Here is a 24,253-nt window from a genome sequence, read left to right as displayed (position 1 = left end):
AATGAAGAATATCGTAGAAATAAACGGGCTGGCAAAGCATTATTTCCGTAAAAAAGCCCTGGATCAGTTGAATTTAACGATAGAGGAAGGAAAAGTCGTTGGAATATTAGGCCCGAATGGAAGCGGAAAAACAACGCTGATTAAAATTTTAACCGGCCTTTTACGGCAAACAGGCGGAGAAGTGCGGATTGGCGGATACAAAGTGGGCGTGGCAACAAAATCCATTGTTTCTTATTTGCCTGACCGCAATTTTCTGTATAAATGGATGCGGATCAAGGATGCTTTGAAATTATATCAGGATTTTTATGAGGATTTCGATGAAAAGAAGTTCGAAGCATTACTTGATTTTATGAAGTTGGAAAAAGACATGAAAATTGATACGTTGTCAAAAGGCATGCATGAAAAACTGAACCTCTCGCTTGTCCTGGCAAGAGATGCAAAATTATATATTCTGGATGAGCCAATCGCCGGCGTCGACCCGGTTGCAAGAGACCAAATATTGGATGCGATTATCGGCAACTTCCGCGAAAACAGTTCGATGATCATTACGACGCATTTAGTCAGGGATATGGAAAGCATATTGGACGAAGTGGTCTTCTTAAAAGACGGCCGGATTGTTCTGGCGGGAAATGCAGAGCAATTGCGGGAAGAAAAGGGCAAGCAAATCGACACAATTTATAAAGAAGTTTTCGGGGCATAGGAGGGAAAACGGATGTTGAAATATATGAAGTATGAAATAAGAGGGACTTACAAATTTATTTTGGGGATATTGGCTTTGGTATTCATCCTCTTGGCCGGCATGTACGCCTCCTCTAATCAGGAAGGCTCGCTGTTCCATTCAGTGCAAATCTTTATGCCGATTGGCGTTATGCTATTATTTGGTGCGGCTCTCATTGCATTCCTCTACATCGTCGGCTCGTTTCGAAAAGAATTGTATGAAGACAGTGGCTACCTTACCTTTACATTGCCGTTGACAGGAAATCAAATTCTTGGATCTAAACTTATTGCTGCTTTAATCTGGTTTATAGGACTAGGTATCGCTGTTGCGCTAATCAATTTCTTGTTGATGATGATTTTCAGCCCATTTCATATCTATCATTTATCACAACTTTTTTTCATGATCTCAAAAGTTCTATCTATAAAAGCCTGTATTTACATGATATTCTCTATGGCTTGTAGCGTTGTCAGTGTGCTATTGCTCATCTATTTTTCAATGGCACTTGGCAAAGTAACGTTCCGCCATAAAAAGATTGGCGGTTTGTGGTTCGTCTTGTTTATCATTTTAAGCAGCATATTCGGCTATATTGACACCGAAATCAGCCAGTGGATACCGTATTATTTAAATCTGAGCACCTTTCATGTGGTAACTCCCGCTTCCTACGATGATCTTCTTCAGATGCATTATCATATCGGTGGGTTGTACTTGAATGCAGTTTCAAGGTATGTCGCCACAAATATCGCATCCTCTGTTTATCATTTGGCGTTAATGATCGCTTTATTTTTAGGAACGGGGTATTTGATTGAGAAGAAAATAGATTTGTAATCGCGCAGTAAAAAGGGATGAGAAAGCCGTGTTTAGCGGGAGTTGATCGATTACTGCTGCTAACATGTCAGGCTTCCATTAAAAAATCCGATTTGAAGGAGGGGCGGTGCCGCGAGCAGGCATCGCTTTCCTTTTTGTCTTTGATGGGAAATCAACGCCTGCTTTATAAATAGGGCTTGCTGAACGAATCCGAGTCTGCTCTATGTTAAGGAAGCTTGGAAAAACGAAGGTCTTTCTTCACATAGAACGTGTCTAAGTTAAGGAAGCGCGGAAAATTGAGGGTCTTCCTTCACATAGAGTGCGTCTACGTTAAGGAAGCAAGCAAAAACAAAGGTCTTCCATTACGTAGAGCCTTTCTATGTTAAGAAAGCGCAGAAAAATGGAGGCCTTCCTTCACATAGAGCGCGTCTATGTGAAGGAATAATGAACAAAATATTGCCGTTCTGTTGCCTGCCGCAAAAGTAGTTCTCATGCAAATGGATGCTCGGGCTTGATGTAAAAACTTAAGTTCAATTTATATAACGGGGGCCGGGTTTGAAGCAAAGCCACGAAGGGGAAAATAATGGAAAGTACCCTAAATGCGGAGGCTTACGATGAATCTATTTAAAAAAGTACGCCCGGAAGGTTGGCTCATTTTGCTTGGTGCAATTTTGATGCTTGTCGCTACGATTTTGCATCCGCCACTTGTCGACCCTTATGACCTTCAAAAAGCTTATCACGCGTTCAAGCATGCACAGTTTTGGATAGGCGACCATATCCTCATGCTTATTGCGATCAGCTTGTGGCCGGCCGGGCTTGCTGCAAGTAAAACATACATGGCAAGGAACAATAAAACTGCCGATTTCGGCGCAGGGATGATATTTGTGGCACTGGCGATCTGGATATTGATCCTTGCCTCGGAATTAACCATTCTCCCGATTCTCGGAAATAAAGGCACAGATGTCAAAGTGTGGGAAGCGGTTTTTTCTTTCGGGCTGTTGTCCGGCTATTTCGCTTTTGCCTGCAGCTGGATCGGCATTTTCTGCTATGGCATGGCGATGAAACAGTCCGGCGGCACCTTTCCGAAATGGTTTTCTGCCTCTGCCCGATGGTCCAGTCTGCTCGCCTTTTTCGGCATCATCATCACGTGTCTGCATTTTGACTTCGGCTATTTCGTGATTCCGGTTACGGTAGGACCGGTCTTTTTATGGACGATCTGGCTGGCTGTTTTACTGCTGTCAGGCCGCATGGATTGAGTGTCGGTTTTTTGCCTGTACTGCACGAGATCCATTTTGCGATCAGAAGCGGAAAACAGAGGGACTTAAAACTGGAGATTTACAACATCCGTCTCGAAATTCCTCCCCCGCATGCCATCCATCTTCTATTTTAATGAAACTTCTTTTCTGGTTTTTCGTATAGATGATCAGAAAGGGTGGTTGATGTGGGGTTACTCATCATGTTTACGGCCATTTTTGCGATGGTTGCCGCGGTGCTGGTATTTCCTTTTTCAGATAAAAAATTGAAACATGCCGGCGAGCCGCAAAGTGGAGAAAAATTGAAGACATTTTTATCTTTATTTCTGTTGCTGTGGGTACTTTCTGCTGTTTTTTTCTACGTGACGAAAAGGGATTTAAATCCATCCGTTTTCTGGCCGGCACTGTTTTTTGCTTCTCTTGCCGGTGCTTTTCTCGCCAGTGGAAAAGAACAGTTCGCAAAGGGGCTCGTTTTGCTCGTTTCCTTGGGCATCGCCGGGTATATGCTGACAGCGCCGCTTTGGAATGCCGGGGAAAAATATCACACAGCGAAAATGGCGCAAAAAACGGAAATTGAGCCGTTTGATGAGCGGGAAACACCGGCGAGCGTGCCGCCGAAGTTTGCGCGCAATAAAATGAAGAAGTCATTCGGCCAGGTTCCGAATGCAAGTTATTACCAGTTGGGAAATCTGCAAATCCAGAAAGTGAACGGCAAATACGTTTATATTGCGCCGGTGGAATTTTCCGGATTTTTTAAATGGCTAAAAGGCAGGGAAACACCCGGATATTTTGTGATGAGCGCAACAGATGCGGATGACAATCCAAAATTTGTAAAGCAAAATATGCGCTATACGCCTTCTTCTTTCTTACAGAAGAACCTGTCCCGCCACATTCGCCTCCATTATCCGAAAAAGATTTTTTACGGCGAGCCGCAAGTGGAAGTGGATGATCACGGCAAATCGTATTATATCCGGACTTACGGCCATTTTATATCGGCAAGGAACGGATTTAAGGCGGAAGGCATTGTACTTGTGGATCCGGAATCAGGGGCCATGAAGTCCTATTCTTTAAAACAGGCGCCTGCTTTTATTGACGGTGCTGTTTCTCCGGAAGCCGTCAGCCTGCAAAACAGTTATTTCGGCAAATTTGTCCACGGTTACTGGAACACTCTGTTCGGCAAGCGGGATGTGAAACTCCCAACGGATGAAGGAACAGAAGCAAATGTCAGCCCGATTTTTGATGATAAAGGGACGATGTATTATTTTACCGATTTTACCAGCCCGAAAAAAGATGTGGACTCGATGCTTGGCTATTCGCTTACAAACGCGCGGACCGGGAAGGCTACATATTATACAGGTAATTTGCAGGAATCGTATATGGATTCGCAAGGCAATTTGCAAATTGTCGAGAAAAAATTTATCGAGAAGAAATGGAAAGGCTCGATGCCGATTTTGTACAATTTTTACGGAGAAGCCAGCTGGCTGACGCCTGTGCTTGACTCCAACGGTTTTCTGCAGACGTATTTTATCGTTTCCGCGGCCAATCCGGAAATCTCGGTGAATGCTTCGACACCCGATGCTGCGCTTAAGTTGTATAAAATTGCCCTCCGGCGCGGCGGCAGCAGTGTTGACGGCTCATCGGGTTCGGAAACGAAAACCGTCTCCGGCAAGGTGCTCCGTGTATATAAAGAAAAAACGGGCGATTATACCAGTGTCTCCTTCCTGCTTGCTAGCGGCCAAAACTTTACCGTCAGCTCGGATACCGTCCCAATGGCCATTTATTTGAAAGAAGGAGATCAGGTGAAAGTGACTTACCTCAGTACCGGCGAAACCTTTTTACCAGTGAAGGCAATGGAGATAAAGGGGATTGGGAAGTAAAAGCAGAACAGGGGCCAGAAAACCCCTGTTTTTTTAGGCAAAAAATGAGCTGTGCGGCCGTTCATGGTCCGGATGCAGGCCCACACATGTACCAAATACTGGTTTTTGCTGACATGGTACGGCAGCCGGTTTTTGTGCGTTTTTTGCACGAGATCATGGTAAAGTGCAAATAACGCCGGGCCAGATGCAGGGTGCTTTCGGGCTTTCCGGTAATAACGCTGTTGCTCAAGCCGGTCTGTTTTTTCATCATAATAATGCGTGCCATCCGCCTGCATCTTTCCTTTATTCTCTGACAAAATCCTTTTGAACCGGGCAGTACCGTATTCATACCATGCTTGGTTATTCCTGATTTTTTCCAAAATGAGATCCCGGTTGCTGTCCATTTCACCATCCCCATTCGTCTACATATTAAAGAGCTTGCTTATAGCAATCCGACCCATTTCCAGTATGTCATGCTGAACAATAAGATTAATAGATAACCGATAATGGTCAATGGCAGGCCTGATTTCAGAAAATCTTTTGCCGTAAAAGCGCCTGTCCCGTATGCGAGCATTCCTTGCGGTGAGTTGACCGGAAGCAGGAAGCCGATGCTGATGACAAATTGCTGGATCAGGACGAAACCGATTTGGTTGTCACCCAGATGGATCGTGGAAGTGAGGGCAATAAAGATCGGAATCAGCGCTGAAGACAGGCTGGTCGCACTTGCAAAGCCGAGATGGATCAGGATATTGAACAAAGATACAAGGGCAATCGTAGCAATGAGCGGCATCGTTTCCAGACCGAGCGAGCCGAATATCTTGTTAGACAGCCATTGTGCCCCATGGGTGTCCAGCAAAACCGTACCGAGCGAAATGCCGACTGCAAACACAATCACGGTTCCCCACGGAATAAGATGTTCAACTGATTTCCAATCAAAAACCCCGATCTTTGGTGCCAGTAAAATCCCAATCGCGATAATTGTGACAGTGGTCGTATCAAACGGATGAAGTTTTCCTTCCGTCGTCCAGAAAAGCAATAAAAGCAAGGAAATCACGATTAAACGGATCTCAGAAGCTTTTAAATGGCCAAGTTCTTTTAATTGATTTTCGATTAAATCTTTTCCTGCCTCAAGGGCTTTTGTTTCCGGCTTAATTAAGTGGGTCATCACGAAAAACAAAAGGATGGACATGATGAATGCCCACGGAGCCGCATATAAAAACCAGGAACTCCATGTAATGTCCGTTTCAAATTCTTTCTGAATAAACCCGAGTGCAACCATATTCTGGGCGGCCGCCGTTTTGATGCCGATGTTCCAAATGGAAACTGCCTGAACGGAAGTAATCACCAGCAATGCGCCGAGTTTGCTGTTATTCGGCAGCCCGAATGCGGCTACCATTCCGAGTAAAATCGGGACCACGGCACCGGCGCGGGCAGTGGCGCTTGGAACAAAAAATGCCAATACGATGGAAACAAGGATAGCGCCAAAGACGAGGTTACTCGTTTTCGTGCCGACGCGGGACAAGATCCAGAGGGCAAGCCGTTTATGAAGATTGGTCACCTGCATGGCAGCAGCCAGAAATAAGGCTGCGGCTACAAGAGCAACGGCAGAGCTGCTGAATCCACTGAGGGCCATGGCCAGGGCATTGCCTGTTCCCGTCATTTGTGAAGGATCCTGGATACTTGGCGCAAGTCCGATTAAGAGGGCAATTAAACCAACAATCATGGCGGCACTAACCTGGTAGGAAACAGCCTCTGTCACCCATAATATCAGGGCAAAGGCGAGGATGGCGAGTGCACGTTGGCCGGCTATCGGCAGGCCTTTCATGTGGGGGAGAAGCGTAATCGCAATCAGAGCGGCAAAAGCAGCAGCGATCCAAACCCATTGCCATTTCATCTTCTTCGTTTGCTGGTTGGCAGCATTCATTTTGACCCCTCCCTTTTGAATTCTTCCAAATATTTATCCTACTTTAATTGTAGCAAAGCGATATAGGAGAAAATGTTAAAGATTGGTGTAATTTTGTAAGTGATTCCGATATTTTGTTGGGACTCGGTTCAGCTGGATGCATAAAATATGAAATTTTCTAAACTCTCAGGTGTATATAAGAGAAGTCTGGGGGGAAGGGAGCGTACTCTCATCAACTGGAACCCCTTTTTATTTGACATGATTGCTTAAGGCGGCTGCAGGCGTGAAAGATGTGTCTAATGAAATGGATATGCTGGAAAGTTGCGGAGAAGATTATCCAGCCGTTCCATGCGTTTTAGAAAGAACGGATGCTGCGTTCCGTAGATTTTACTTATTTTCGGGCCGGCTATCCATGCCAAAAATTCTGCATTTGATATTGTGAAAAAGCCCTGTCTGCCTGCATACATGATGCCAGCAGGCTTTTTACTTAAAAATTTTTAGAAAAATAAAATAAAATAGTTGACAGGATTTATATCATCAAATAAGATCTGTATAGATAATTAAATTAACTATATAGAAAAAGGAGTGGGGCGGATGGTTGAAAGTAAGGTGCATGGAAAAGCAAATCAGTTTTATGAAGGATTAAAAAAACACAATCTTGGCCCTTTATGGTTTGATCTGGGACATATGGTCACAAAGGAACCGGTACATGAGGTTGAATCTTATTTATGGAAATGGCAGACGATAAAAGATTATGTGCTTCAGTCCGGTGAATTGGTGGAACCGGGAAAAGATGCGGAACGCCGTGTTGTTTATCTGCAGAATCCAAGTTTGCTGAAACGCGGGCTGGTTGGTTATGGCACGCATACATTGTATGCCGGGATCCAGCTGCTTCTGCCGGGCGAGTATGCCCCGTCCCATCACCATTCCCAGTCAGCTATCCGTTTTATTCTCGAAGGAACTGGTGCCTATACGGCAGTGAACGGCGAGAAAGCTTACATGGAGCGTGGCGACATGGTATTGACACCGGCTTGGACATGGCATGAACACAGGCATGAGGGGACTGGGCCGGTGATCTGGATGGATGGATTGGATGTAGGCCTTGTCCGTACGCTGGCTGCCTCTTTCTTTGAACCGTACGAAGAAGAATCATATCCGCTGGCAGATTCAGAGAGTGATTCCAATGGCCAATTTGCAAGGAACGCGTTTAAAAAACTGCATGAGAAACCAGCACCGGATTATCCATCCCCTGTTTTTGCCTATAAGTTTAACCAGGTAAGTGCATTGTTGGATTGTATGACGGAAAAAGACTGGGATCCTTTTGACGGCTATGCCATTGAATACATCAATCCGAAAACGGGTGGTTCGGCGGATGCGCGCATCGGAACCATGATGCAAAAACTCAGCCCCGGCCGGCAGACGAAAGCGCACCGCCATGTCCACAGTGCAATTTATCATGTGTTAGAAGGAAAAGGTTATACGGTGATAGACGGCCAGAAATTTGAGTGGGAAAAAGGAGACTTTTTCATTCTGCCACCATGGAGTGTTCATGAGCATGTGAATACCGGAAATGCAGATGTCCTTCTCTTTTCATTTAATGACAAACCGATTATGGAAAAACTGGAGCTGGAATATAGTGAGGCATACGAAGAGCATGGCGGGCACCAGGAAATTGAAAGGGAATTCGTACCGGACGGACTTGCCTGAGAGGAGCGGAAATTTGTGAAAATCGCAATTTTTAACGAAGACTTGCTTGGCGCGGTAACAGGGGATCGCATTACAGATATTTCAAAAGTGACGAATTGGGATCGCAATGACCCGCATGCTTCCTTCCTCAAACTCATGGCACATTATGATGAATGGAAGGAAAATATTGAACAGGAAATTGCTTCGGGTGTTTCTTATCCCTTAAATGGGGTTACACTCAAATGCCCTGTGCCGGGAGCAGGGAAGATATGGGCAGCGCCGGTAAATTATCTTAAACACCAGGAAGAAATGAACCACCAATTTAACAATGCGCCGAGAACAATTGAAGAGCTGTCCTTGTTCTTAAAATCTCCGCAATCGCTGTCAGGACCGACGGACCCGATAATTCTCCCATTCCCGGAAAGGCGGACGGACCACGAAGCGGAGCTTGGATACATTGTCGGCAAAAAAGCAAAAAATGTAAAAGCAAGGGAAGCAAAGGATTATATTTTCGGATATTTTGCTTTGCTGGATATTTCCATCCGCGGAAATGAAGAGCGGACATGGAGAAAATCGTTTGATACATTTACCCCGATTGGCCCTTGGATTGTGACGGAGGATGAAATTAAAAATCCCAATGATCTGGCAATTTCACTTTGGGTAAATGATGAACTGCGCCAGAGCGGCAGCACGAAATATTTAATCTATGACTGCTATAAATGTTTTGAACTGGCTTGCGACCATATGACCCTTCATCCGGGCGATATTATTGCAACCGGCACGCCGGAGGGAGTCGGCCCGATCCGGGAAGGGGACCGCGTTAAAATCAGCATTGAGCAGATTGGGGAATTTACTGTGGATGTAACAATTTAATTTAAAATAAAGGGCCGCCAAAACATCACAGTTGACGGTCCTTTTTCTGATAGATTCCGTAAAGTTTTTGCGGTTAAGATTCCTCCGCTGGTGACTGTCCCGACTCATATCCGAATTCAGCTGAAATTTCAAGGCTTTTTTGCAAAAGGTAACGACTGGATTCCTCTTCTGCCCGTAATGGAACCGTATCCCCAAGACCAACAATGACAACTGCACCGAGCAGATGGCGATCGTAATTAAAAATTGGAATGGCAGCTGATGAAATTGATTTTGCCAGGGCATCTTTGGCAAATGAAATGCCTTCTTTTTGAATGGCTTTAAGCTTCTCCCTCAGATTACTCCTCTCATCAGGAACCATGTTGGCAATGCCCTTTCCAATCCATTCTTCAATCATTGGCCCTTTTTTATAGGCGGCAAAAAGCATCCCGGCTGCTGAATGAACAGGAAGAATGGTTCCTACCTGCCCGCCGAGATTGAGTCCGGCCCGGCTGTGTATCATTTTTACGATCATCGGGCCGCCATGCGTCCATACGGCCAGCAAAGTCGTCTCCCCGAAAGTATGATTAATTTCTTCAAGATAATATGCAGTTTTGGCCACAATATCTTCCTGGTTGACTGCGGCCATACCGTATTGGATCAATGTGCTTCCGGGGGAGTATAACCCGGTTTCTTTATTCCGGTGAATGGCACCAATGGAAATCAGTGTATTTAAGTATTTATACAGATTGCTTTTTGTAATATTTGTACGGGCATGAATTTCATTAAACTTAATCGGTTTGCCATGCTTTACAATCACATCAATGATAGAAAAACCAACAAGGAGGGATTGGATTTTAACAGTTGTTTTTGCTTCAGACATAAGGCAAGCATCCTTTTTGCCGATGTTATTTCTCTCTATTTTAGCATTCTTAGAGGGGTACTAAAAGAGAATGCTGTTAATGGTTCCAACAAGTTGTTTAAAACGGCAGGAACGATTTCCTACAAATCAGATGTAAAAGTTTATTTAACAAATTGTTAAAATTCAATTAAATAAATAAAAGGCAGTTGAATCGATGCATTTTATAAGCATTTACTATTATATTGGGAGGTAAAAAATGAAATTTGTGAATCCAAACCGGGTTATTGATCAAAGCCGTTTCCACTCTTTTCACGGATTGCTGGTTTTTTGGCTTTTTTTGCCATTATGTTTGATGGGTATGACGTTGTGGTATACGGCGCGACTGTTCCTTCTTTAATCAAAGAATGGGGAATTTCGGATGTTTTAGCTGGTGCGATTGGCAGCTATACGGTAATCGGGACAGCAGTCGGTGCGATCGCGTTTGGTGTTCTTGCGGATAAAATGGGTAGGAAGAATGTCATTATTTTTACGACGGTTCTTTTCAGTTTGTTTATGTTTCTATCCGGGTTTGCGCAAGGGCCGGTAATGTTTACGGTATTTCGCATTCTCGCCGGCGTCGGCCTGGGAGGGGTTATGCCGAACGTTATTGCATTGGCAACTGAATTTTCCCCGAAATATATCCGGTCTGCAGTCGTGTCCTTTGTATTTTGCGGTTACTCTGCCGGCGCCATTGCAGCCGCATTAACAACACGGGCATTGCTTCCTATAGCCGGTTGGGAAGCGGTTTATTGGATAGAGGGCTTGCCGCTTCTTTTAACGCCATTTTTCATCAAGCATCTCCCGGAATCGATCAGTTTTCTTTTAGCAAAAGGGGATGAAGAAAAAGTGAGGCAGGTTCTGCGGAGAGTGAACCCAAGTTTAGATGAGACAGTTTCTTTACAATACGAAGAAGTTCCGTTTAAGGAGAAAGGCTCTCCGGTTGTCAAGCTGTTTGAACAAAAGCGTGCTTTTAGTACTTGCATGTTCTGGGTTTCCTGCTTCAGTGCATTCGTATTGATTTACTCCATGAATACATGGCTTCCCCGCCTCATGATGCAGGCCGGCTATGATTTAAGTTCCAGTTTGGTTTTTACCGCTGTGATGCAGGTTGGAGCCATCGCGGGAACCCTTGTATTCGGACCGCTCGTCGATAAACTTGGCTTTAAAAAAGTGCTTGTGCCTTTATTCTTTGTCGGCGCACTGTCGCTTTCTTTTATCGGCTTCAGCAACAGCACCGTTCTTGCACCCGGTTTAATTGCTATCGTGGGTGCGGCTTCTGTAGGTGTTCAAAATTTATCCAATGCCTTTGTTTCGCAATATTATCCTGTCCAAATGCGGTCAACCGCTTTAGGCAGCACAATGGCATTTGGCAGGATAGGAGGAATCGTCGCGCCCACATTTGTCGGATTTTTGCTCTCATTGCAGCTTTCTCCGCAATACAATTTTTCGGCCATTGCCGTAGCGGCAGTCCTTGGAGGGCTTGCGATGCTTTTCGTCCAGGAGAAGTATGGGGTGCACGATCATGCCGGGGAGCAGGAAAAGTTGGATTCAGAAATAAAAGCGACACATTAGCCGTTTACACAAAATGGGCAGGGAAAAGAGGTTCTCTGTCCGTTTGCTCATTTTTAGCAGTAAATTCAGATAATAAATAATGGTGTGACAAGATCCACGGTATTCTATACAATAAAGTTAGCGTTTCCATCGCGAAAGAGCCGGCAAAAAGTTAAAAGTCGGGGACAGTATTGCACAAAAAGAACACGCGTTTTACAGGAAGGCTTGAATGTGTACAAAGCGTCAAAAACGAGCCGTGAAAATTCAAAAGGAGGGGAGGATCGTGCATGACATTAAGCTGAACAGGCTGATGAAAGATGTGGAGGAGCATTTAAGAAATACATCGCGCCAGTTAATCCAATTTGATACGGAAGAAGAAGCGCTTCAATATTTGACGAATTATTTTCATGCAGCAATAAACTTTGATTTTGTAGGGGTTGCATTAATCGAAACGGACGCTTTGATCTGCAAGGCCTGGAGCGGAAAACTGGATTCGATTGCCGCCGCATTCCCGATACCGGTTGGGCGCTGTACGCCGAAACTGCTGGCGCAGAATTTAACTTCGCAAAAGGACGGGGATGAAAACTGCCTGCTTATCAGCAAATTAAAAGAGATGGGGGCAAAAACGTGGTTTACCGTTCCGCTGGCGGAAAAAAACCATCCGTTCGGGCTTTGCATTTTCGGGTATGACCATTATGTCCCCCTCCTTGACCTCGAACAGTCTTTTGAGGAGTTTGGAAAAGACATCGCCGTCATTTTAAAAATGGTGAAGCAAAAAGAAATGCAATCAAAAAGAATAAAAGGGATGGAGTGGATCAGCCAGAGCCTTTCCTTGGAAAAACCGTTCGAAAATTATATTGCGGATTTAACCTCAAAGGCAGGCCTGTGGACAAAAGCGGATTTTGCCTGCATTTACGCCTATAGCGAGAAAGAAAACAGCTTTGTTTTTCAACCCCCGGCCTACGGGAAGATGGACTACCCGAAAATCATTCCGATGGATAATTACCGTTTAAAAGATACCTTTCCTTATCTTGAAGAACCGGGAAGCAGCCAGCTGACTATCCCACTTGTTGTGAACGTCAAAACAGTAGGGGTGCTGCATATTGAAAAAAAGTATTCCGGCCGATTTACGGAAGAAGACCTGGCCGTGCTGGACTTTCTTTCCCAATATATTGCAGCCCTGCTTGAAAATGCCCGGCTTTACAACAATGAAAAAGAACGCAAAAACCGATTGCTCAGTCTTCTCGACTATGAGCAAAAGCTGATCAAAGAAACCGTTAAAAATGAAAGTTTCGATGCGATCCTCTTTGCGTTCGCGGAAATTTTTAAAAGCTCTATTGTGTTATTTGATCAGTTCATGCAACCAATTGCCATTCAAACCATAAGCCCAGAAAAACCGGTTAACGTTACAGCGCTCGCACAGGAGGCGAAAAAGCTAAAAAAATCTTTTAAAGATGGATTTACGGTTCAAAACCCGGATGAATCTGTTTTTTCCTTTTGGCGGATCAGCGCTGAAAACCGCCTGCTCGGATTTTTGGCAATAGGAAGAAATCCGGATGGTTTCGATGAATTTGACCGGCTTACCGTTGATTTGTCCAAAAATATATGCTCGATCCAATTTATGAAGCAGCGGCTCGTCCTCGAAGCGAAAGAGCAGGAAAAGGACAGTTTTGTCAGCCAGATCTTAACCGGTAAAATCAAAAATAAAAAGTCCGTCCTGCAATATGCCAATTTTTTGCAGTGGGATTTATTTAAAAGTCACCGAGTTGCTGTTCTATCCATTGCGCCGGACGGACAAAAGGAAGATCAGACGGCACAAATATGGGATTTTATCAAATCAAAATTGCTGGAGTGGGACAAAGACATCCTAACGGCAAGCGTGGAAGGCATGTTTATTGTCATTGCCCCGGCAACACGCGAAAAAGGGCATGACTGGCCAGCCTTGCATGAAAAAATGGAACATTGGGCAGCGGATGAATGGAAAAACTGTGCGCTGTTTATGGGAATCGGGTCTGAAACAGCAAATGTAGAAGATTATCAAGAAAGCTTCAAACAGGCATTGCAGGCGCATAAAGTCGTAAAGGCTCGCCTGCGAAAGGAAAAATTCGCTTTTTTTGAAGCGCTCGGTTCCTATACCATTCTGCATCATCTGAACAACCCCACTGCCATTGACTTGTTTTTAAGAAAACAGCTGGGTCCTTTAATCGAGTATTCTGATTCAAAAAGCATGAATCTTTGCCACACACTGGATGTGTATTTAAAAAATAACGGGAACGTCAACAGCACCTCAAAGGAGTTGTTCATGCACAGAAGCTCGCTGCTCTACCGGCTTGAAAGAATTGAGTCGCTGTTGAACATTAGGCTGAATGACTCGGAAACGCGCTTCAATTTGATGATGGCCCTTAAGTTATATGAGATGTACGGATATCGTAAAAAACGTCTTCCCGATGAAGACGCTTAAACAGAGATGGACACCTTTTTAGATGAAAGGTGTTTTTTCTTTGAAAAAACCTGTCACAGACAAGGATCCAAAAAGGCAAGCGTTTTAAACGGTTTGTTTTTGACAGTACGGCCTAGCCGATCAGGAACGCTGGAAGGCGGAAACACTCCTACAAAGTGTAGGAAAAGTTTTAAAAAAACCATACAGTCTGCAGGTACCCATCCAAATCGAAAAGGCTTACAATAAATTAACAGAAAGTTAAGTATAATAGGATGGGAGATAAAAATATGTCAATTCAAACCATTGGGGTAGTAGGCGCCGGTTCAATGGGATCCGGCATTGCCAATTTAGCAGCCATGAAGGGATTCCAGGTCATTTTACGGGACATTGAAGACCGTTTTCTTGACGGCGCTTTGGCGAGGATGGACCAATTTATGTCCAAAAGTGTTGCAAAAGGAAAAATGACGGAGACGGAAAAACAGGAAACGCTTGCGCGAATCCGGACGACAACCAATCTGGATGACATGAAAGATGCCGATATTGTCATTGAAGCTGTCCTTGAAGACTTGGAATTGAAGAAACAAGTATTCTCGCAGCTTGACGGGATTGTCCCAGACCATGTCATTCTTGCTACAAATACGTCTTCGATGTCGATTACGGAAATCGCCTCCGCCACCACCCGGCCTGATCGCGTTGCAGGCATGCACTTTTTCAATCCGGCCCAGTTGATGAAACTCGTGGAAGTTGTTAGGGGTTTCAACACGAGCGATGAAACGGTGGAAGAATTGAAAACGTTATCCAAAGCGCTATCGAAAGAACCGGTGGAGGTGAAAAAAGACTCTCCCGGCTTTATTGTCAACCGCATTATGATTCCGCAATTTATCGAAGCCATTAAAATTTTGGAAGAAGGCGTGGCAACGGCGGAAGATATCGACAAGGCGGTAAAACTTGGGCTGAACTATCCGATGGGGCCGTTTACGCTGCAAGATTTTGCCGGCGTTGATATCGGCTACCATGTCATGAATTATTTAAAAGAAGAGTTGAACGACCCGCATTTTGCACCACCGCTTTTGTTAAAACAGCTCGTAAAAGCGAACCGGCTCGGGAAAAAGACTGGCGCGGGATTTTATGATTACAACAAAGAGGAGGTCAAAGCGTGAGTCATCAATATTTGCTATGCGAAAAAGAAGAGTCGGTTGCAGTCGTCACAATCAATAGGCCGCCTGTCAATCCGCTCAGCACACAAGTATTCCAGGAGTTATCGCATATTTTTCATGAACTGGATGCAGACGATGAAGTACGCGCCATTGTCCTGACCGGAAGCGGGGAAAAAGCGTTTGTGGCCGGCGCCGATATTAATGAAATGGCCGGGCAATAAAATGTCGCGGGCGGTTTTTACCCAAATCGAAAATACATCGAAACCGGTCATTGCCGCGTTAAACGGCCTTGCATTGGGCGGCGGTTTTGAACTTGCACTTGTCTGTGATTTGCGGATCAGTTCCGAAAAAGCTAAATTTGCTTTTCCGGAAGCCGGCCTCGGGATTATTCCGGGCGGCGGCGGTACCCAGCGCCTGCAAAAAATCGTCGGGCAGGGGGTCGCAAAGGAGTTGCTCTACTTCGGGGAGATGATAGACGCAAACCGTGCGCTTGCGCTGCATATTGTGAATAAAGTTGTGCCGCCGGATGAAGTGCTAGATACAGCGAAAGAGTGGGCCCGGAAACTTGCACAGAAGCCGCCGGTCGCACTGCAAATGTTGAAAACAGCGGTCAATGCCGGCTCGAATACCGATATAGAAACCGGGCTTACGATTGAAGCGGCCTGCTTTGGCAATGCTTTTTCCACCGAAGACCGAAAAGAAGGATTAAACGCTTTTGTTGAAAAAAGGAAACCGGCTTTTTCTGGCAGATAGGGGGGGATCAAATGACCGATATTGTACTGCTTGAAGGCGCAAGAACGCCGTTTACAGAGCTTTCGGGTTCATTGCGCGAAATCACGGCCACCGATCTGGGGGCGATTGCGGCAAAAGAAGCCATTAAAAAATCGAATATTTCAGCTGAAGAAATTGACCATGTCGTCTTCGGCAATGTACAGCAATCGAGCAAAGATGCCCATTTGCTCGCAAGGCATGTCGGCTTGAAGGCAGGGACGCCGATTGATGTGCCTGCTATTACAATTAACCGGCTGTGCGGGACGGGGCTTGAAGCGATCGTAACAGCGGCGCGCTATATTTTAACCGGGGAAGCGGAAGTCGTTCTTGCCGGCGGAACGGAAAATATGAGTCAGGTGCCGCATGTCATTCGGGGCATGCGCTGGGGCAGCCCGCTCGGTTCCCCGAAAGTGGAGGACTGGCTGTGGGACGGTCTGTATGATACATACGGGGACTGCACGATGGCACAAACGGCCGAGAACCTGGCGGCAAAATACGGGATTACGAGAGAAGAAATCGACCAGCATGCCCTTTCCAGCCACGAACGGGCGAAACGGGCACGGGAAAAGGGGTACTTGCAGGAAGAGATTGTGCCGGTTGTGGTAAAAGGGCGGAAAGGGGACATTGTCGTGAAAGACGATGAACATATCCGCGACACGAGCATGGAGCAGCTCGCCCGGCTGAAACCGAGATTCATAGAAAACGGCGTGGTCACAGCAGGGAATGCAAGCGGGATGGTGGACGGCGCCGGTGCAGTGGTAGTGGCATCAAGCGACTATGCGGAGCAAAAAGGCTTAAAGCCCATTGCCCGCCTTGTGTCCTGGAATGTTGTCGGCGTGGAGCCGAAATATATGGGGATTGGCCCGGTTCCAGCAATCCGAAACGCTTTACAGAAAGCAAAGCTTACGATAAGTGATCTAAGTTTAATTGAAATCAATGAAGCCTTCTCTGCACAGTATTTGGCGTGCCAGAAAGAACTCGGTTTTGATCTTGAGATCGGGAATGTGAACGGCGGTGCGATTGCGCTCGGGCACCCGCTTGCAGCAAGTGGCACGAGGATCACCACTGCCCTGATATATGAAATGCGCAGGCGAAAACAAAAGTACGGTGCTTCTGCTGTGTGCATCGGCGGCGGGCAGGGAATCGCAGCAGTCTGGGAAGCCCTGTAATTTTTACCTGAAGGAGGAGCGCATAGGACAGGTTCAGACGCTTGCACAAGCCGACCGTAAAAAGGCAGCTGCTATTTTTGGGGGTTCAAAAAACACTTGGCTTATGTTGCAGATTTGATTTGCGTTTTAGAGAAGCACAAAAGGATGCTCCGCAACGATTTGTCTTTAGCAGGAGTCCCCAAAGACATTTGGTTTGCATTGCGGGAATGATTTGTCTCTTTGAAAGGCACAAGCGGACAATTGAGCCAAAAACAGATCCCGATTTGTTTTTTTGAAGGTTTGGCCACGATGGTGGACCTTTTTGTCATGGTGCCGGTTTCTTTATTTTACATGAACAGGGGGATGGCCGTGGAGAAAGATCCGAATCTTTTCAGCGTATACGAACAATTGGTTTTTACGGCGGAAAAATACGGGCGAAAAGAAGCGATATATGATCTGAAAAATAGAGTTTCTTATTCGGCACTCTTACAAGCTGTAGATCATTTCGCCAATGTACTGGCAGCAAAGGGCGTGAAAAAAGGTGACCGGACTGCCGTCAGCCTGCCAAACTGGTATGAAACGGCTGTCATCAATTTTGCCGCAGCCAAAATAGGCGCAATTCTTGTTCCAATCAATCCGCTTTATAAATCTCATGAGTTGGAATACATTCTCGATAATGCAGCACCTGTTCTTTTAATTGCTTCCGAAAGTTTGGAAAAAAACCTTGGCTTCCAACAATCTTTACAATGGGTAAAAGAATCCATTACCGTACGGTTCCCGCTGATGGGTTTTCCTTCGTTTGATGAGTATACCGGTGGGGCGGCAAGCTATAGATCCGTCCAAAAGGCGAAAATAGACGCGGACAATGATGTCTTTTGTATTTTATATATATCCGGAACGACCGGCAAGCCAAAAGGTGTCATGATCACACACCGGGCAGTAGTCCAATCTGCCCGTACCATTGCATCCGTCTTGAAATGCACGGATCAGGATGCCTTTATCATCTCAGCCCCGCTTTTCCACATATTTGGGCTGGCGATTAACCTGGTTTGCGCCATTTCCGCCGGAGCTCGGATCCTGTTGCAGGAAAAATTCCGGGCGGAGCAAACGTTGAAACTGATTGAACAGGAGAGCATAACCGTTCAGCAAGGGGTCCCAACCATGTTTTTGAAACAATTGGAAGTGGAAAATTTGGAAAATTATAATCTTTCTTCGCTTCGAACCGGGATTGTCGGTGCCTCCCCTATTCCTCCCAACAAAGTCAAAGAAATCAGGGAGAAAATGGGAATGGAACTGAATCAGTCTTTTGGCATTACAGAAGCCGTGACTGTCACTTCTACCACCTTTGAAGATGATGAAGATAAAATTTTGGAAACACTTGGCCGGCCAATCCCCGGTGTCGAACTGAAGATTGTCAATGACAAAAGGGAGACGGTTCCGCATGGTGTGGTCGGAGAGATTGCTGTTAGAAGCTTTGCGGTTATGAAAGAGTACTATAAGATGCCGGAACAGACGGACCAGGTGCTTGACAGCGAAGGCTGGTTCTATACAGGAGATTTAGGCATGCTCGATGAGGATGGCTATCTGAAATTTGTCGGCCGGAAAAAGGAAATGATTATCCGCGGCGGATTTAATATTTACCCACAGGAAATTGAAGCCGTCTTGTCGAAGCATCCCTATATCCTTGAGTCTGCGGTAATTGGATTTCCGGATGAAGTGCTGGGTGAAATTGTATGCGCTGTCATTCGTCTCAAAGAAGGGGCGGATTGTTCGGAGGAAGACATCCTCACCTATTTGAAAGAGCGAATTGCGATTTATAAAGTACCGCAACGCATTTTGTTCACACAGGATTTTCCAACGACGGCAAGCGGCAAAATTCAAAAAGTCAGACTCCGGGAGCAGCTGCTGAAAACCGCTGTTCAAAGCAATCCAAAATCACTGGAAAGGAAGTGAATCCATGCCGGCCATATACCGATTTGATGTGAAATGGGGCGATACGGATGCGGCAGGGATTGTGTTTTACCCGAATTTTTACAAATGGATGGATGAAGCGACACATCACTTTTTTGCCACGGCAGGGTTTTCATCATCTAGAATATTGGCTGAACGGCAAACGATTATCCCGCTTCTCGAAGCTCACTGCCAGTTTAAAAGCCCGCTTCAATTTGAGGATGAGGTAGAAGTGCAAAGCGAAATACAAGAACTGCGGAAGAAAGTCTTTAAAATCGGTCACCGCTTTATAAAAGACGGGCAGCCGGTTGCAGAAGGGTATGAAATTAGGGCGTGGGCACTTTTCGATGAAAAGCCGAAAGCCTTCCCGATTCCTGAAGATATCAAAGAAATATTGCTTGCCGAGACTTCAAATCGATAAAAAGGAGACATGCAACGATGGGAGAAACGAAAAAAACGGATGTGGTTGTTGTCGGCGCCGGGCCGGTCGGACTGGTGGCCGGCCTTGCTTTAAAAGAAAAAGGCATATCTTCTGTTGTGATCGAGGCAGAACCGTATGGCAGGCCCCGCGCCGGAAGCAGGGCCATCTATTTGCACAATGCGACGTTAAAACTGCTTGAAGAAACATCAAGAGGGCTAGGTTTTACATTGGCACGGAACGGGATTATTTGGCCGGTGAAGCGCACGCTTTATAAAGGCAAACAAGTGTATGTGCGCAACTACGGTGTGACCGACAACAAAGACCCGCATCATCTGCCGCATTTTACATCGCTCCACCAGCATGAAATTGAAAAATATCTGTATGAAGCGTGTGTACATGCCGGTGTTGAATTTGTGTGGGGAGAACCGGTCCAAACCATGGATATTTCAAAAAGCGGTGTCCGCTTGGTAACAGCAAACGGGAATGTATGGGAGGCGGAATATGTGATCGGCTGTGATGGCGCGCGCTCGGTTGTCAGAGAGCAGGCCGGCCTCCGGTTTGAAGGACCGCGGACAGCGGATACATTTATTGTCGTCGATGTCAAGGAAGATCCGGACAATCCACTTCCACTAGAGCGGACTTTCCATTACCAACACCCGGCTATGGGAGGACGAAATGTCATGTTTGTTCCGTTCAAAGACGGCTGGCGAATTGATCTCCAATTGCTCTCTTCCGACAAGCCGGAAGATTACATGAGCGTTGAAAATGTAAAAAAATGGCTTCCGAAAGTGATGGATCCTAAATATGCAGACAGCATTACATGGGTTTCTTCGTATCGTTTCCATCAGGTGGTCGTCAATGCATTTACGGACGAGCACCACCGTGTCCTGCTCGCAGGAGAAGCCGCCCACCTGTTTGCCCCATTTGGCGCGCGCGGCCTGAATTCGGGTGTGCCGGATGCCGTGATTGCTGTCCGCGGCATTGAAAAGGCGCTTTCTGCTCCTTCTGAGGAAGAAAGAAAAGCAGCTATCGCCGCATCTGCCAAGGAACGCAGAATTGCCGCGCTTTGGAACCGGGACGGCTCTTCAACGGCGTTACACCATTTGCAAGGGGATTCGCGCGAAATGAATATGAAACGGGAAATTGCCGCATCGCTCGTTTCTGTCGTGCCGAGCATGGGAAGGTGGCTGGACGAGGGGCCATATGGGCCGAAGTTTGGACCGCCAGAACTGACAACGAAATATTAAATGTCCAGGCGAAAGGAGTGTGCACCATGGCTGTTGCCGAAGTCGTCAGTGAAAAAAAGTACGGATCGCTTGCCAGGTCCGTTAATGAGATGATTGCCCGCCTTGTCTCTGTTCTGTGGTACAGCAATGCCGGTAGGAAGAATCCGTATGCGGAGCAGAAAATAAAGGAATTTGCCGCCTGTTTCGGTACTCGGAAACTGGATGTAAAGTGGATTTCAAAAGAAAAACTGGGGGATACGGCTAAACAGCTTACATTTGAAGGATGTGAGCTATGGAATGTTTTAAAAGACATTCCGGATCAATTAAAAATAAAAATAGACGCCCACGGCAAGGAGAAAATTCTAGAAGAGCTTGTGTATAAAATGCCGGAAGCCATTTTTACACCGTACATTTGATCAGGCTTATGCCATTTTTGGGGACCAGGAAACGATACAATTTTTGATCGGGCATGCCATGTACATCGGTTTGCTTTACTGCCTGTATGAACTGGCAGAAGAAGAAAACCCGGTTTCCTTTTTGTTGGATATTTTGGAAGCAGGCAATATTCCGCTCGGGCCGGATGGGAATATCTTTTATCTCGTCTGATTTCTAGTGCTGGTTTGGGGATGGAAGGAACAGCAATTTGCATGGTGACTACTTTTACAGCAGGCAACAGAGCTGCGATGTTTTGTTCATTTTATACAGATAGAATTCCGCCCGTTTTATGTGATGTGCCACTGTTCATTTGTTGACCTCCATGATTGTCAATTTCTCCCTTTCGTCCCTATCCGTGCAAAAAATTTCGTGTTCTGTTACCGGGAAAAACCCGTCTTGCTTTCACTATTGCCCGTTCCCATTCCCAAACCAAGAAAAAGTTTGCTTTTTTTCTCAAGACGGGTAAAAATTCATATTTGCACATCCCCCCAAATCAGAAATCGCTTACAATTTTTATCAAAATAGAAAACTCGGTTCTCTATTTTGATTATATTTGAAGGGGTATCGCATAGCAAGACTATTTTGTATAACAATCAGAAAAAACAAAATAGCAGGGGTTATCCTGCTATTTGGACATCTATACCGGATCAGCAACATGTTTTTCCGGGAGAATGCTTTTATTTGGAAGGGGTCACGGAATCCTCGCTGTACCCGAATACCTGTGACACTTGAAGCCCTGTTTTTTTAATGTTAATGATAAATGCCACATTCTCTCCTTCCGCCGCGGGAATCTGTTCCGAGAAGCCGACAACCGCGATGGCGCCAAGCAAGGTTTTCTTATAATTAAAAACCGGGATGGCGATCGAGGAGACTGAAGTTAAAATTGGCTCTTTCGCAAAGGCGATTTTCTGTTTACGGACAGACCGGATTTCTTTTTCCAAATCCGCCTTCACGTTGTGGTCCAATTTTGCCGATTCCCGCTCCTTCCACTCCCGGATGGTGCCCTGATCCATAAAAGCGAGAAAAATTTTTCCAACAGCGGAAGCTAGCGGCGGAATGGTGCCAATTTGTGCCCCAATATTAAACCCCGGATTGCTGTTGACAAGTTTGATGATCATCGGTCCCTCTGGCGTCCAGACTGCAAAAAGCGTGGAGCAGCGTGTTGCATGATTGAGTTTTTCGAGAAAAGGCACAACCCTATCCAATACATTTTCCTGATCCACCGCAGCCATGCCGTATTCAATCAATTTTGGCCCGAATGTATAAAGGCCGGCGTCATCTTTGTATAAAATGCCGAGTTGGACAAATGTATTTAAATATTTGTACAAATTGCTTTTGGTAATCCCGGTTAATTCCTGAATATCGGAGAATTTTAACGGCCTTCTTTGCTTTGACAGGGCATCCAGAATACTGTTCCCAACTTGGAGCGATTGAATGGTCGAGCCGTTTTTGATGATATCCATAAAAAGGCCTCCTATAAATTTCGAAAAAGTTGCAGACAAAACCCATTATAGCATGGATCATGTTACCGTGGTTTTGTCGTTTGAAAAAATCAGAATAGAAAGTATTGACAACCGAATCGTCTACCTTGTATCATATAAGTGAACATCGATTACTAATGTTATAATACAAAAAAGGGAAGAATGGGTGCAAATGTAAGATTTGCCTTTCATTCAAGATGTCTGGTTAAAAATGTAACCGTGTACAAAACAGGAATGGGGATGATGGGATGAAACTTTTGACCTTCCGTTATGAAGGTGTGGCTAGAATTGGCGCGTACGTAGACGGGCTTGCCGTAGACTTGCATACGGCTTTTACGGCACTTTTGGAATCAAAGGGGAAACGCCGCGCTCGGCAAATTGCGGAAGCTTACATTCCAAATGATATGAACGGATTTCTAGAGGGCGGCAAAGAAAGCATGGCATACGCAAAAGAAGCGGTGGACTATGCCTTGAAAGTAAAGACAGATAAAGAAAGGCGGCTTGTTTTTCCGGCTGAAGAAGTGAAACTGGAAGCGCCTGTACCGAAACCGGGGAAAATGATTTGCGTCGGGCACAACTACAAAGAGCATATTCTTGAAATGAAGCGGGAACTGCCTCCGTATCCGGTTGTGTTTGCCAAATTTGCAAATACGGTCATCGGGCCGCAGGATGATATTCCGTTCTTCCCGATCTCGGAGCAGCTGGATTACGAAGGGGAATTTGCTTTTGTCATCGGAAAAAAGGCAAGAAATGTTTCACAGGAAGAGGCACTCGACTATGTTGCCGGCTACACGATTGTCAATGATGTCACGTACCGGGATATTCAGCGCAGAACATTGCAATGGCTTCAAGGTAAATCGGTGGACGGCACAGCGCCAATGGGGCCATGGCTTGTTACGGGTGATGAACTCACTGATCCGTCCGGCCTTGAAATGGTTGTTACTGTCAACGGGGAAGAAAGGCAGCATACGAATACAGCCAATCTTGTTTTCACAGTCCCATACTTGGTTGAATTTTTGTCAAACTTAATGACACTTGAACCGGGCGATGTCATTTTAACCGGAACGCCCGGGGGAGTCGGATTTGCCCGCGATCCGCAAGTGTTCCTGAAAGACGGGGATGTGGTCCGTATTGAAATTGACAAAATCGGTGCCCTTGAGAACAAAGTGAAAAAAACGACTGAGGTGATGGTGTAATGGCAATTCCGTATATGGAAAACGCAATCCGGTCTGTGCACAAATCGCTTGATCAGATCATTAAAACGGCGGAGGGGCTTTCCGAAGACATCATCCGCAAAAAACCGAGTGAAGAAGAATGGTCGATCATGCAAATCCTATGCCATGTCCTGGAAGTCGGGCCTTACTGGATGGGGGAAATTGAAAAAATCAAAGAAAATCCGCAGATCAAATGGGGTCGCGGGCTGAACGACGAAGCGCGGCTTGAAGCCGTGAACACAACAGACAGCCAGTCCGTTTCAGAAGTTTTGGCGGGACTCCGCAGCTTAAAAACCGAGCTTTCCGGCCGGCTGGAAAAACTGGATGAAGACACCCTGCAGATCGAAGCGGAAAGCAAAAATCCGAACTTTGGGACCAAGCCGGTTTCGTTTATTGTCGATCACTTAATTGTCGAACATATTGCCAAACATTACGGGCAGATCAACCGGAATTTATCAAAATTTCATATTAATCAATAAAGGGGAGAAG

20 protein-coding genes and 2 pseudogenes are annotated in these 24,253 nt (G+C 45.7%); 18 read left to right on the top strand and 4 right to left on the bottom strand.

Going from position 1 to position 24,253, the window contains the following annotated elements; all coding sequences use genetic code 11:
• Nucleotide 1: 1 nt before the first annotated feature.
• From OF158_RS16015 to OF158_RS16000, 4 genes are all read left to right on the top strand, one after another.
• Nucleotides 2–700 (top strand): ABC transporter ATP-binding protein, encoded by a 699-nt coding sequence (locus OF158_RS16015; protein WP_026104572.1) that lies wholly within the window; start codon nucleotides 2–4, stop codon nucleotides 698–700.
• Between the two features lie 12 nt (nucleotides 701–712).
• Nucleotides 713–1,543, top strand: coding sequence for a membrane protein (locus tag OF158_RS16010; RefSeq protein ID WP_035183285.1), 831 nt, complete (start codon nucleotides 713–715; stop codon nucleotides 1,541–1,543).
• Nucleotides 1,544–2,136: 593 nt separating this feature from the next.
• Nucleotides 2,137–2,778, top strand: a complete 642-nt coding sequence (locus OF158_RS16005) for a hypothetical protein (protein ID WP_035183287.1) — start codon at nucleotides 2,137–2,139, stop codon at nucleotides 2,776–2,778.
• Nucleotides 2,779–2,963: 185 nt separating this feature from the next.
• Nucleotides 2,964–4,652 (top strand): hypothetical protein, encoded by a 1,689-nt coding sequence (locus tag OF158_RS16000; RefSeq protein WP_035183288.1) that lies wholly within the window; start codon nucleotides 2,964–2,966, stop codon nucleotides 4,650–4,652.
• Between the two features lie 61 nt (nucleotides 4,653–4,713).
• Here the strand turns inward: OF158_RS16000 and OF158_RS15995 are convergent, their stop codons facing one another.
• Nucleotides 4,714–5,043, bottom strand: coding sequence for a hypothetical protein (locus tag OF158_RS15995; protein WP_172653406.1), 330 nt, complete (start codon nucleotides 5,041–5,043; stop codon nucleotides 4,714–4,716).
• 30 nt (nucleotides 5,044–5,073) lie between these two features.
• Nucleotides 5,074–6,555, bottom strand: a complete 1,482-nt coding sequence (locus OF158_RS15990) for a DASS family sodium-coupled anion symporter (RefSeq protein ID WP_014096868.1) — start codon at nucleotides 6,553–6,555, stop codon at nucleotides 5,074–5,076.
• 573 nt (nucleotides 6,556–7,128) lie between these two features.
• Here OF158_RS15990 and OF158_RS15985 point away from each other — a divergent pair.
• Both OF158_RS15985 and OF158_RS15980 read left to right on the top strand, forming a co-directional pair.
• Nucleotides 7,129–8,241 (top strand): cupin domain-containing protein, encoded by a 1,113-nt coding sequence (locus OF158_RS15985; RefSeq protein WP_014096869.1) that lies wholly within the window; start codon nucleotides 7,129–7,131, stop codon nucleotides 8,239–8,241.
• Nucleotides 8,242–8,256: 15 nt separating this feature from the next.
• The gene (locus OF158_RS15980; protein WP_014096870.1) at nucleotides 8,257–9,093 is read left to right on the top strand and encodes a fumarylacetoacetate hydrolase family protein; all 837 of its coding nucleotides are present in this window, start codon (nucleotides 8,257–8,259) and stop codon (nucleotides 9,091–9,093) included.
• Between the two features lie 73 nt (nucleotides 9,094–9,166).
• On the opposite strand, the gene OF158_RS15975 is transcribed toward OF158_RS15980, so the two are convergent.
• A complete protein-coding gene (locus tag OF158_RS15975; RefSeq protein WP_014096871.1) occupies nucleotides 9,167–9,952 on the bottom strand; it encodes an IclR family transcriptional regulator in 786 nt (261 codons plus the stop codon).
• 235 nt (nucleotides 9,953–10,187) lie between these two features.
• Here OF158_RS15975 and OF158_RS15970 point away from each other — a divergent pair.
• From OF158_RS15970 to OF158_RS15925, 10 genes and pseudogenes are all read left to right on the top strand, one after another.
• Nucleotides 10,188–11,542: pseudogene (locus OF158_RS15970) on the top strand (MFS transporter).
• Between the two features lie 262 nt (nucleotides 11,543–11,804).
• Complete coding sequence (locus OF158_RS15965) at nucleotides 11,805–13,982, top strand: helix-turn-helix domain-containing protein (RefSeq protein ID WP_326244458.1); 2,178 nt, start codon at nucleotides 11,805–11,807, stop codon at nucleotides 13,980–13,982.
• Nucleotides 13,983–14,248: 266 nt separating this feature from the next.
• A complete protein-coding gene (locus OF158_RS15960; protein WP_035183289.1) occupies nucleotides 14,249–15,121 on the top strand; it encodes a 3-hydroxyacyl-CoA dehydrogenase family protein in 873 nt (290 codons plus the stop codon).
• A pseudogene (locus tag OF158_RS15955) lies at nucleotides 15,118–15,871 on the top strand (enoyl-CoA hydratase/isomerase family protein). Before OF158_RS15960 ends, OF158_RS15955 begins: the two are co-directional and overlap by 4 nt.
• Nucleotides 15,872–15,882: 11 nt before the next feature.
• Entirely contained in the window at nucleotides 15,883–17,058 is a 1,176-nt protein-coding gene (locus OF158_RS15950; protein WP_035183290.1) for an acetyl-CoA C-acetyltransferase, read from the top strand.
• Between the two features lie 342 nt (nucleotides 17,059–17,400).
• On the top strand, nucleotides 17,401–18,990 hold the full coding sequence (locus OF158_RS15945; RefSeq protein ID WP_035183317.1) for a class I adenylate-forming enzyme family protein: 1,590 nt from the start codon (nucleotides 17,401–17,403) through the stop codon (nucleotides 18,988–18,990).
• A 4-nt stretch (nucleotides 18,991–18,994) separates the two neighbouring features.
• Entirely contained in the window at nucleotides 18,995–19,408 is a 414-nt protein-coding gene (locus OF158_RS15940; protein WP_035183291.1) for an acyl-CoA thioesterase, read from the top strand.
• 17 nt (nucleotides 19,409–19,425) lie between these two features.
• On the top strand, nucleotides 19,426–20,655 hold the full coding sequence (locus OF158_RS15935; protein WP_035183292.1) for an FAD-dependent monooxygenase: 1,230 nt from the start codon (nucleotides 19,426–19,428) through the stop codon (nucleotides 20,653–20,655).
• 26 nt (nucleotides 20,656–20,681) lie between these two features.
• A complete protein-coding gene (locus OF158_RS15930; protein ID WP_052042138.1) occupies nucleotides 20,682–21,050 on the top strand; it encodes a hypothetical protein in 369 nt (122 codons plus the stop codon).
• A gap of 58 nt (nucleotides 21,051–21,108) precedes the next feature.
• On the top strand, nucleotides 21,109–21,240 hold the full coding sequence (locus OF158_RS15925) for a hypothetical protein (protein WP_257737701.1): 132 nt from the start codon (nucleotides 21,109–21,111) through the stop codon (nucleotides 21,238–21,240).
• A gap of 506 nt (nucleotides 21,241–21,746) precedes the next feature.
• Here OF158_RS15925 and OF158_RS15920 read toward each other — a convergent pair.
• Nucleotides 21,747–22,532 carry an IclR family transcriptional regulator gene (locus OF158_RS15920; protein WP_035183293.1) on the bottom strand — a complete coding sequence of 262 codons (786 nt, stop codon included), beginning with the start codon at nucleotides 22,530–22,532 and terminating at the stop codon, nucleotides 21,747–21,749.
• Between the two features lie 266 nt (nucleotides 22,533–22,798).
• Between OF158_RS15920 and OF158_RS15915 the strand changes: the two genes are divergently transcribed.
• Together OF158_RS15915 and OF158_RS15910 are read left to right on the top strand one after the other, a co-directional pair.
• Nucleotides 22,799–23,746 (top strand): fumarylacetoacetate hydrolase family protein, encoded by a 948-nt coding sequence (locus OF158_RS15915; protein ID WP_035183295.1) that lies wholly within the window; start codon nucleotides 22,799–22,801, stop codon nucleotides 23,744–23,746.
• Nucleotides 23,746–24,243, top strand: coding sequence for a DinB family protein (locus OF158_RS15910; protein WP_014096881.1), 498 nt, complete (start codon nucleotides 23,746–23,748; stop codon nucleotides 24,241–24,243). The genes OF158_RS15915 and OF158_RS15910 overlap by 1 nt, the downstream gene beginning before the upstream one ends.
• The last annotated feature ends 10 nt before the right edge of the window (nucleotides 24,244–24,253 follow it).

It is taken from the genome of Weizmannia sp. WK01 (genome assembly GCF_025905465.1).
Lineage (GTDB): Bacteria > Bacillota > Bacilli > Bacillales > Bacillaceae_C > Weizmannia > Weizmannia faecalis.
Note: the sequence above shows the minus strand (reverse complement) of the source record. Positions and strands in the feature narration are given on the sequence as shown.

Coding starts and splice junctions, on each gene's coding strand:
- OF158_RS15995 (WP_172653406.1), bottom strand. CDS start 5,043: ATGGTGAAATGGACAGCAACCGGGATCTCATTTTGGAAAAAATCAGGA.
- OF158_RS15990 (WP_014096868.1), bottom strand. CDS start 6,555: ATGAATGCTGCCAACCAGCAAACGAAGAAGATGAAATGGCAATGGGTT.
- OF158_RS15925 (WP_257737701.1), top strand. CDS start 21,109: ATGTACATCGGTTTGCTTTACTGCCTGTATGAACTGGCAGAAGAAGAA.
- OF158_RS15935 (WP_035183292.1), top strand. CDS start 19,426: ATGGGAGAAACGAAAAAAACGGATGTGGTTGTTGTCGGCGCCGGGCCG.
- OF158_RS16010 (WP_035183285.1), top strand. CDS start 713: ATGTTGAAATATATGAAGTATGAAATAAGAGGGACTTACAAATTTATT.
- OF158_RS15950 (WP_035183290.1), top strand. CDS start 15,883: ATGACCGATATTGTACTGCTTGAAGGCGCAAGAACGCCGTTTACAGAG.
- OF158_RS15910 (WP_014096881.1), top strand. CDS start 23,746: ATGGCAATTCCGTATATGGAAAACGCAATCCGGTCTGTGCACAAATCG.
- OF158_RS16005 (WP_035183287.1), top strand. CDS start 2,137: ATGAATCTATTTAAAAAAGTACGCCCGGAAGGTTGGCTCATTTTGCTT.
- OF158_RS15930 (WP_052042138.1), top strand. CDS start 20,682: ATGGCTGTTGCCGAAGTCGTCAGTGAAAAAAAGTACGGATCGCTTGCC.
- OF158_RS15920 (WP_035183293.1), bottom strand. CDS start 22,532: ATGGATATCATCAAAAACGGCTCGACCATTCAATCGCTCCAAGTTGGG.
- OF158_RS15940 (WP_035183291.1), top strand. CDS start 18,995: ATGCCGGCCATATACCGATTTGATGTGAAATGGGGCGATACGGATGCG.
- OF158_RS16015 (WP_026104572.1), top strand. CDS start 2: ATGAAGAATATCGTAGAAATAAACGGGCTGGCAAAGCATTATTTCCGT.
- OF158_RS15915 (WP_035183295.1), top strand. CDS start 22,799: ATGAAACTTTTGACCTTCCGTTATGAAGGTGTGGCTAGAATTGGCGCG.
- OF158_RS15960 (WP_035183289.1), top strand. CDS start 14,249: ATGTCAATTCAAACCATTGGGGTAGTAGGCGCCGGTTCAATGGGATCC.
- OF158_RS15975 (WP_014096871.1), bottom strand. CDS start 9,952: ATGTCTGAAGCAAAAACAACTGTTAAAATCCAATCCCTCCTTGTTGGT.
- OF158_RS15945 (WP_035183317.1), top strand. CDS start 17,401: ATGGCCGTGGAGAAAGATCCGAATCTTTTCAGCGTATACGAACAATTG.
- OF158_RS15985 (WP_014096869.1), top strand. CDS start 7,129: ATGGTTGAAAGTAAGGTGCATGGAAAAGCAAATCAGTTTTATGAAGGA.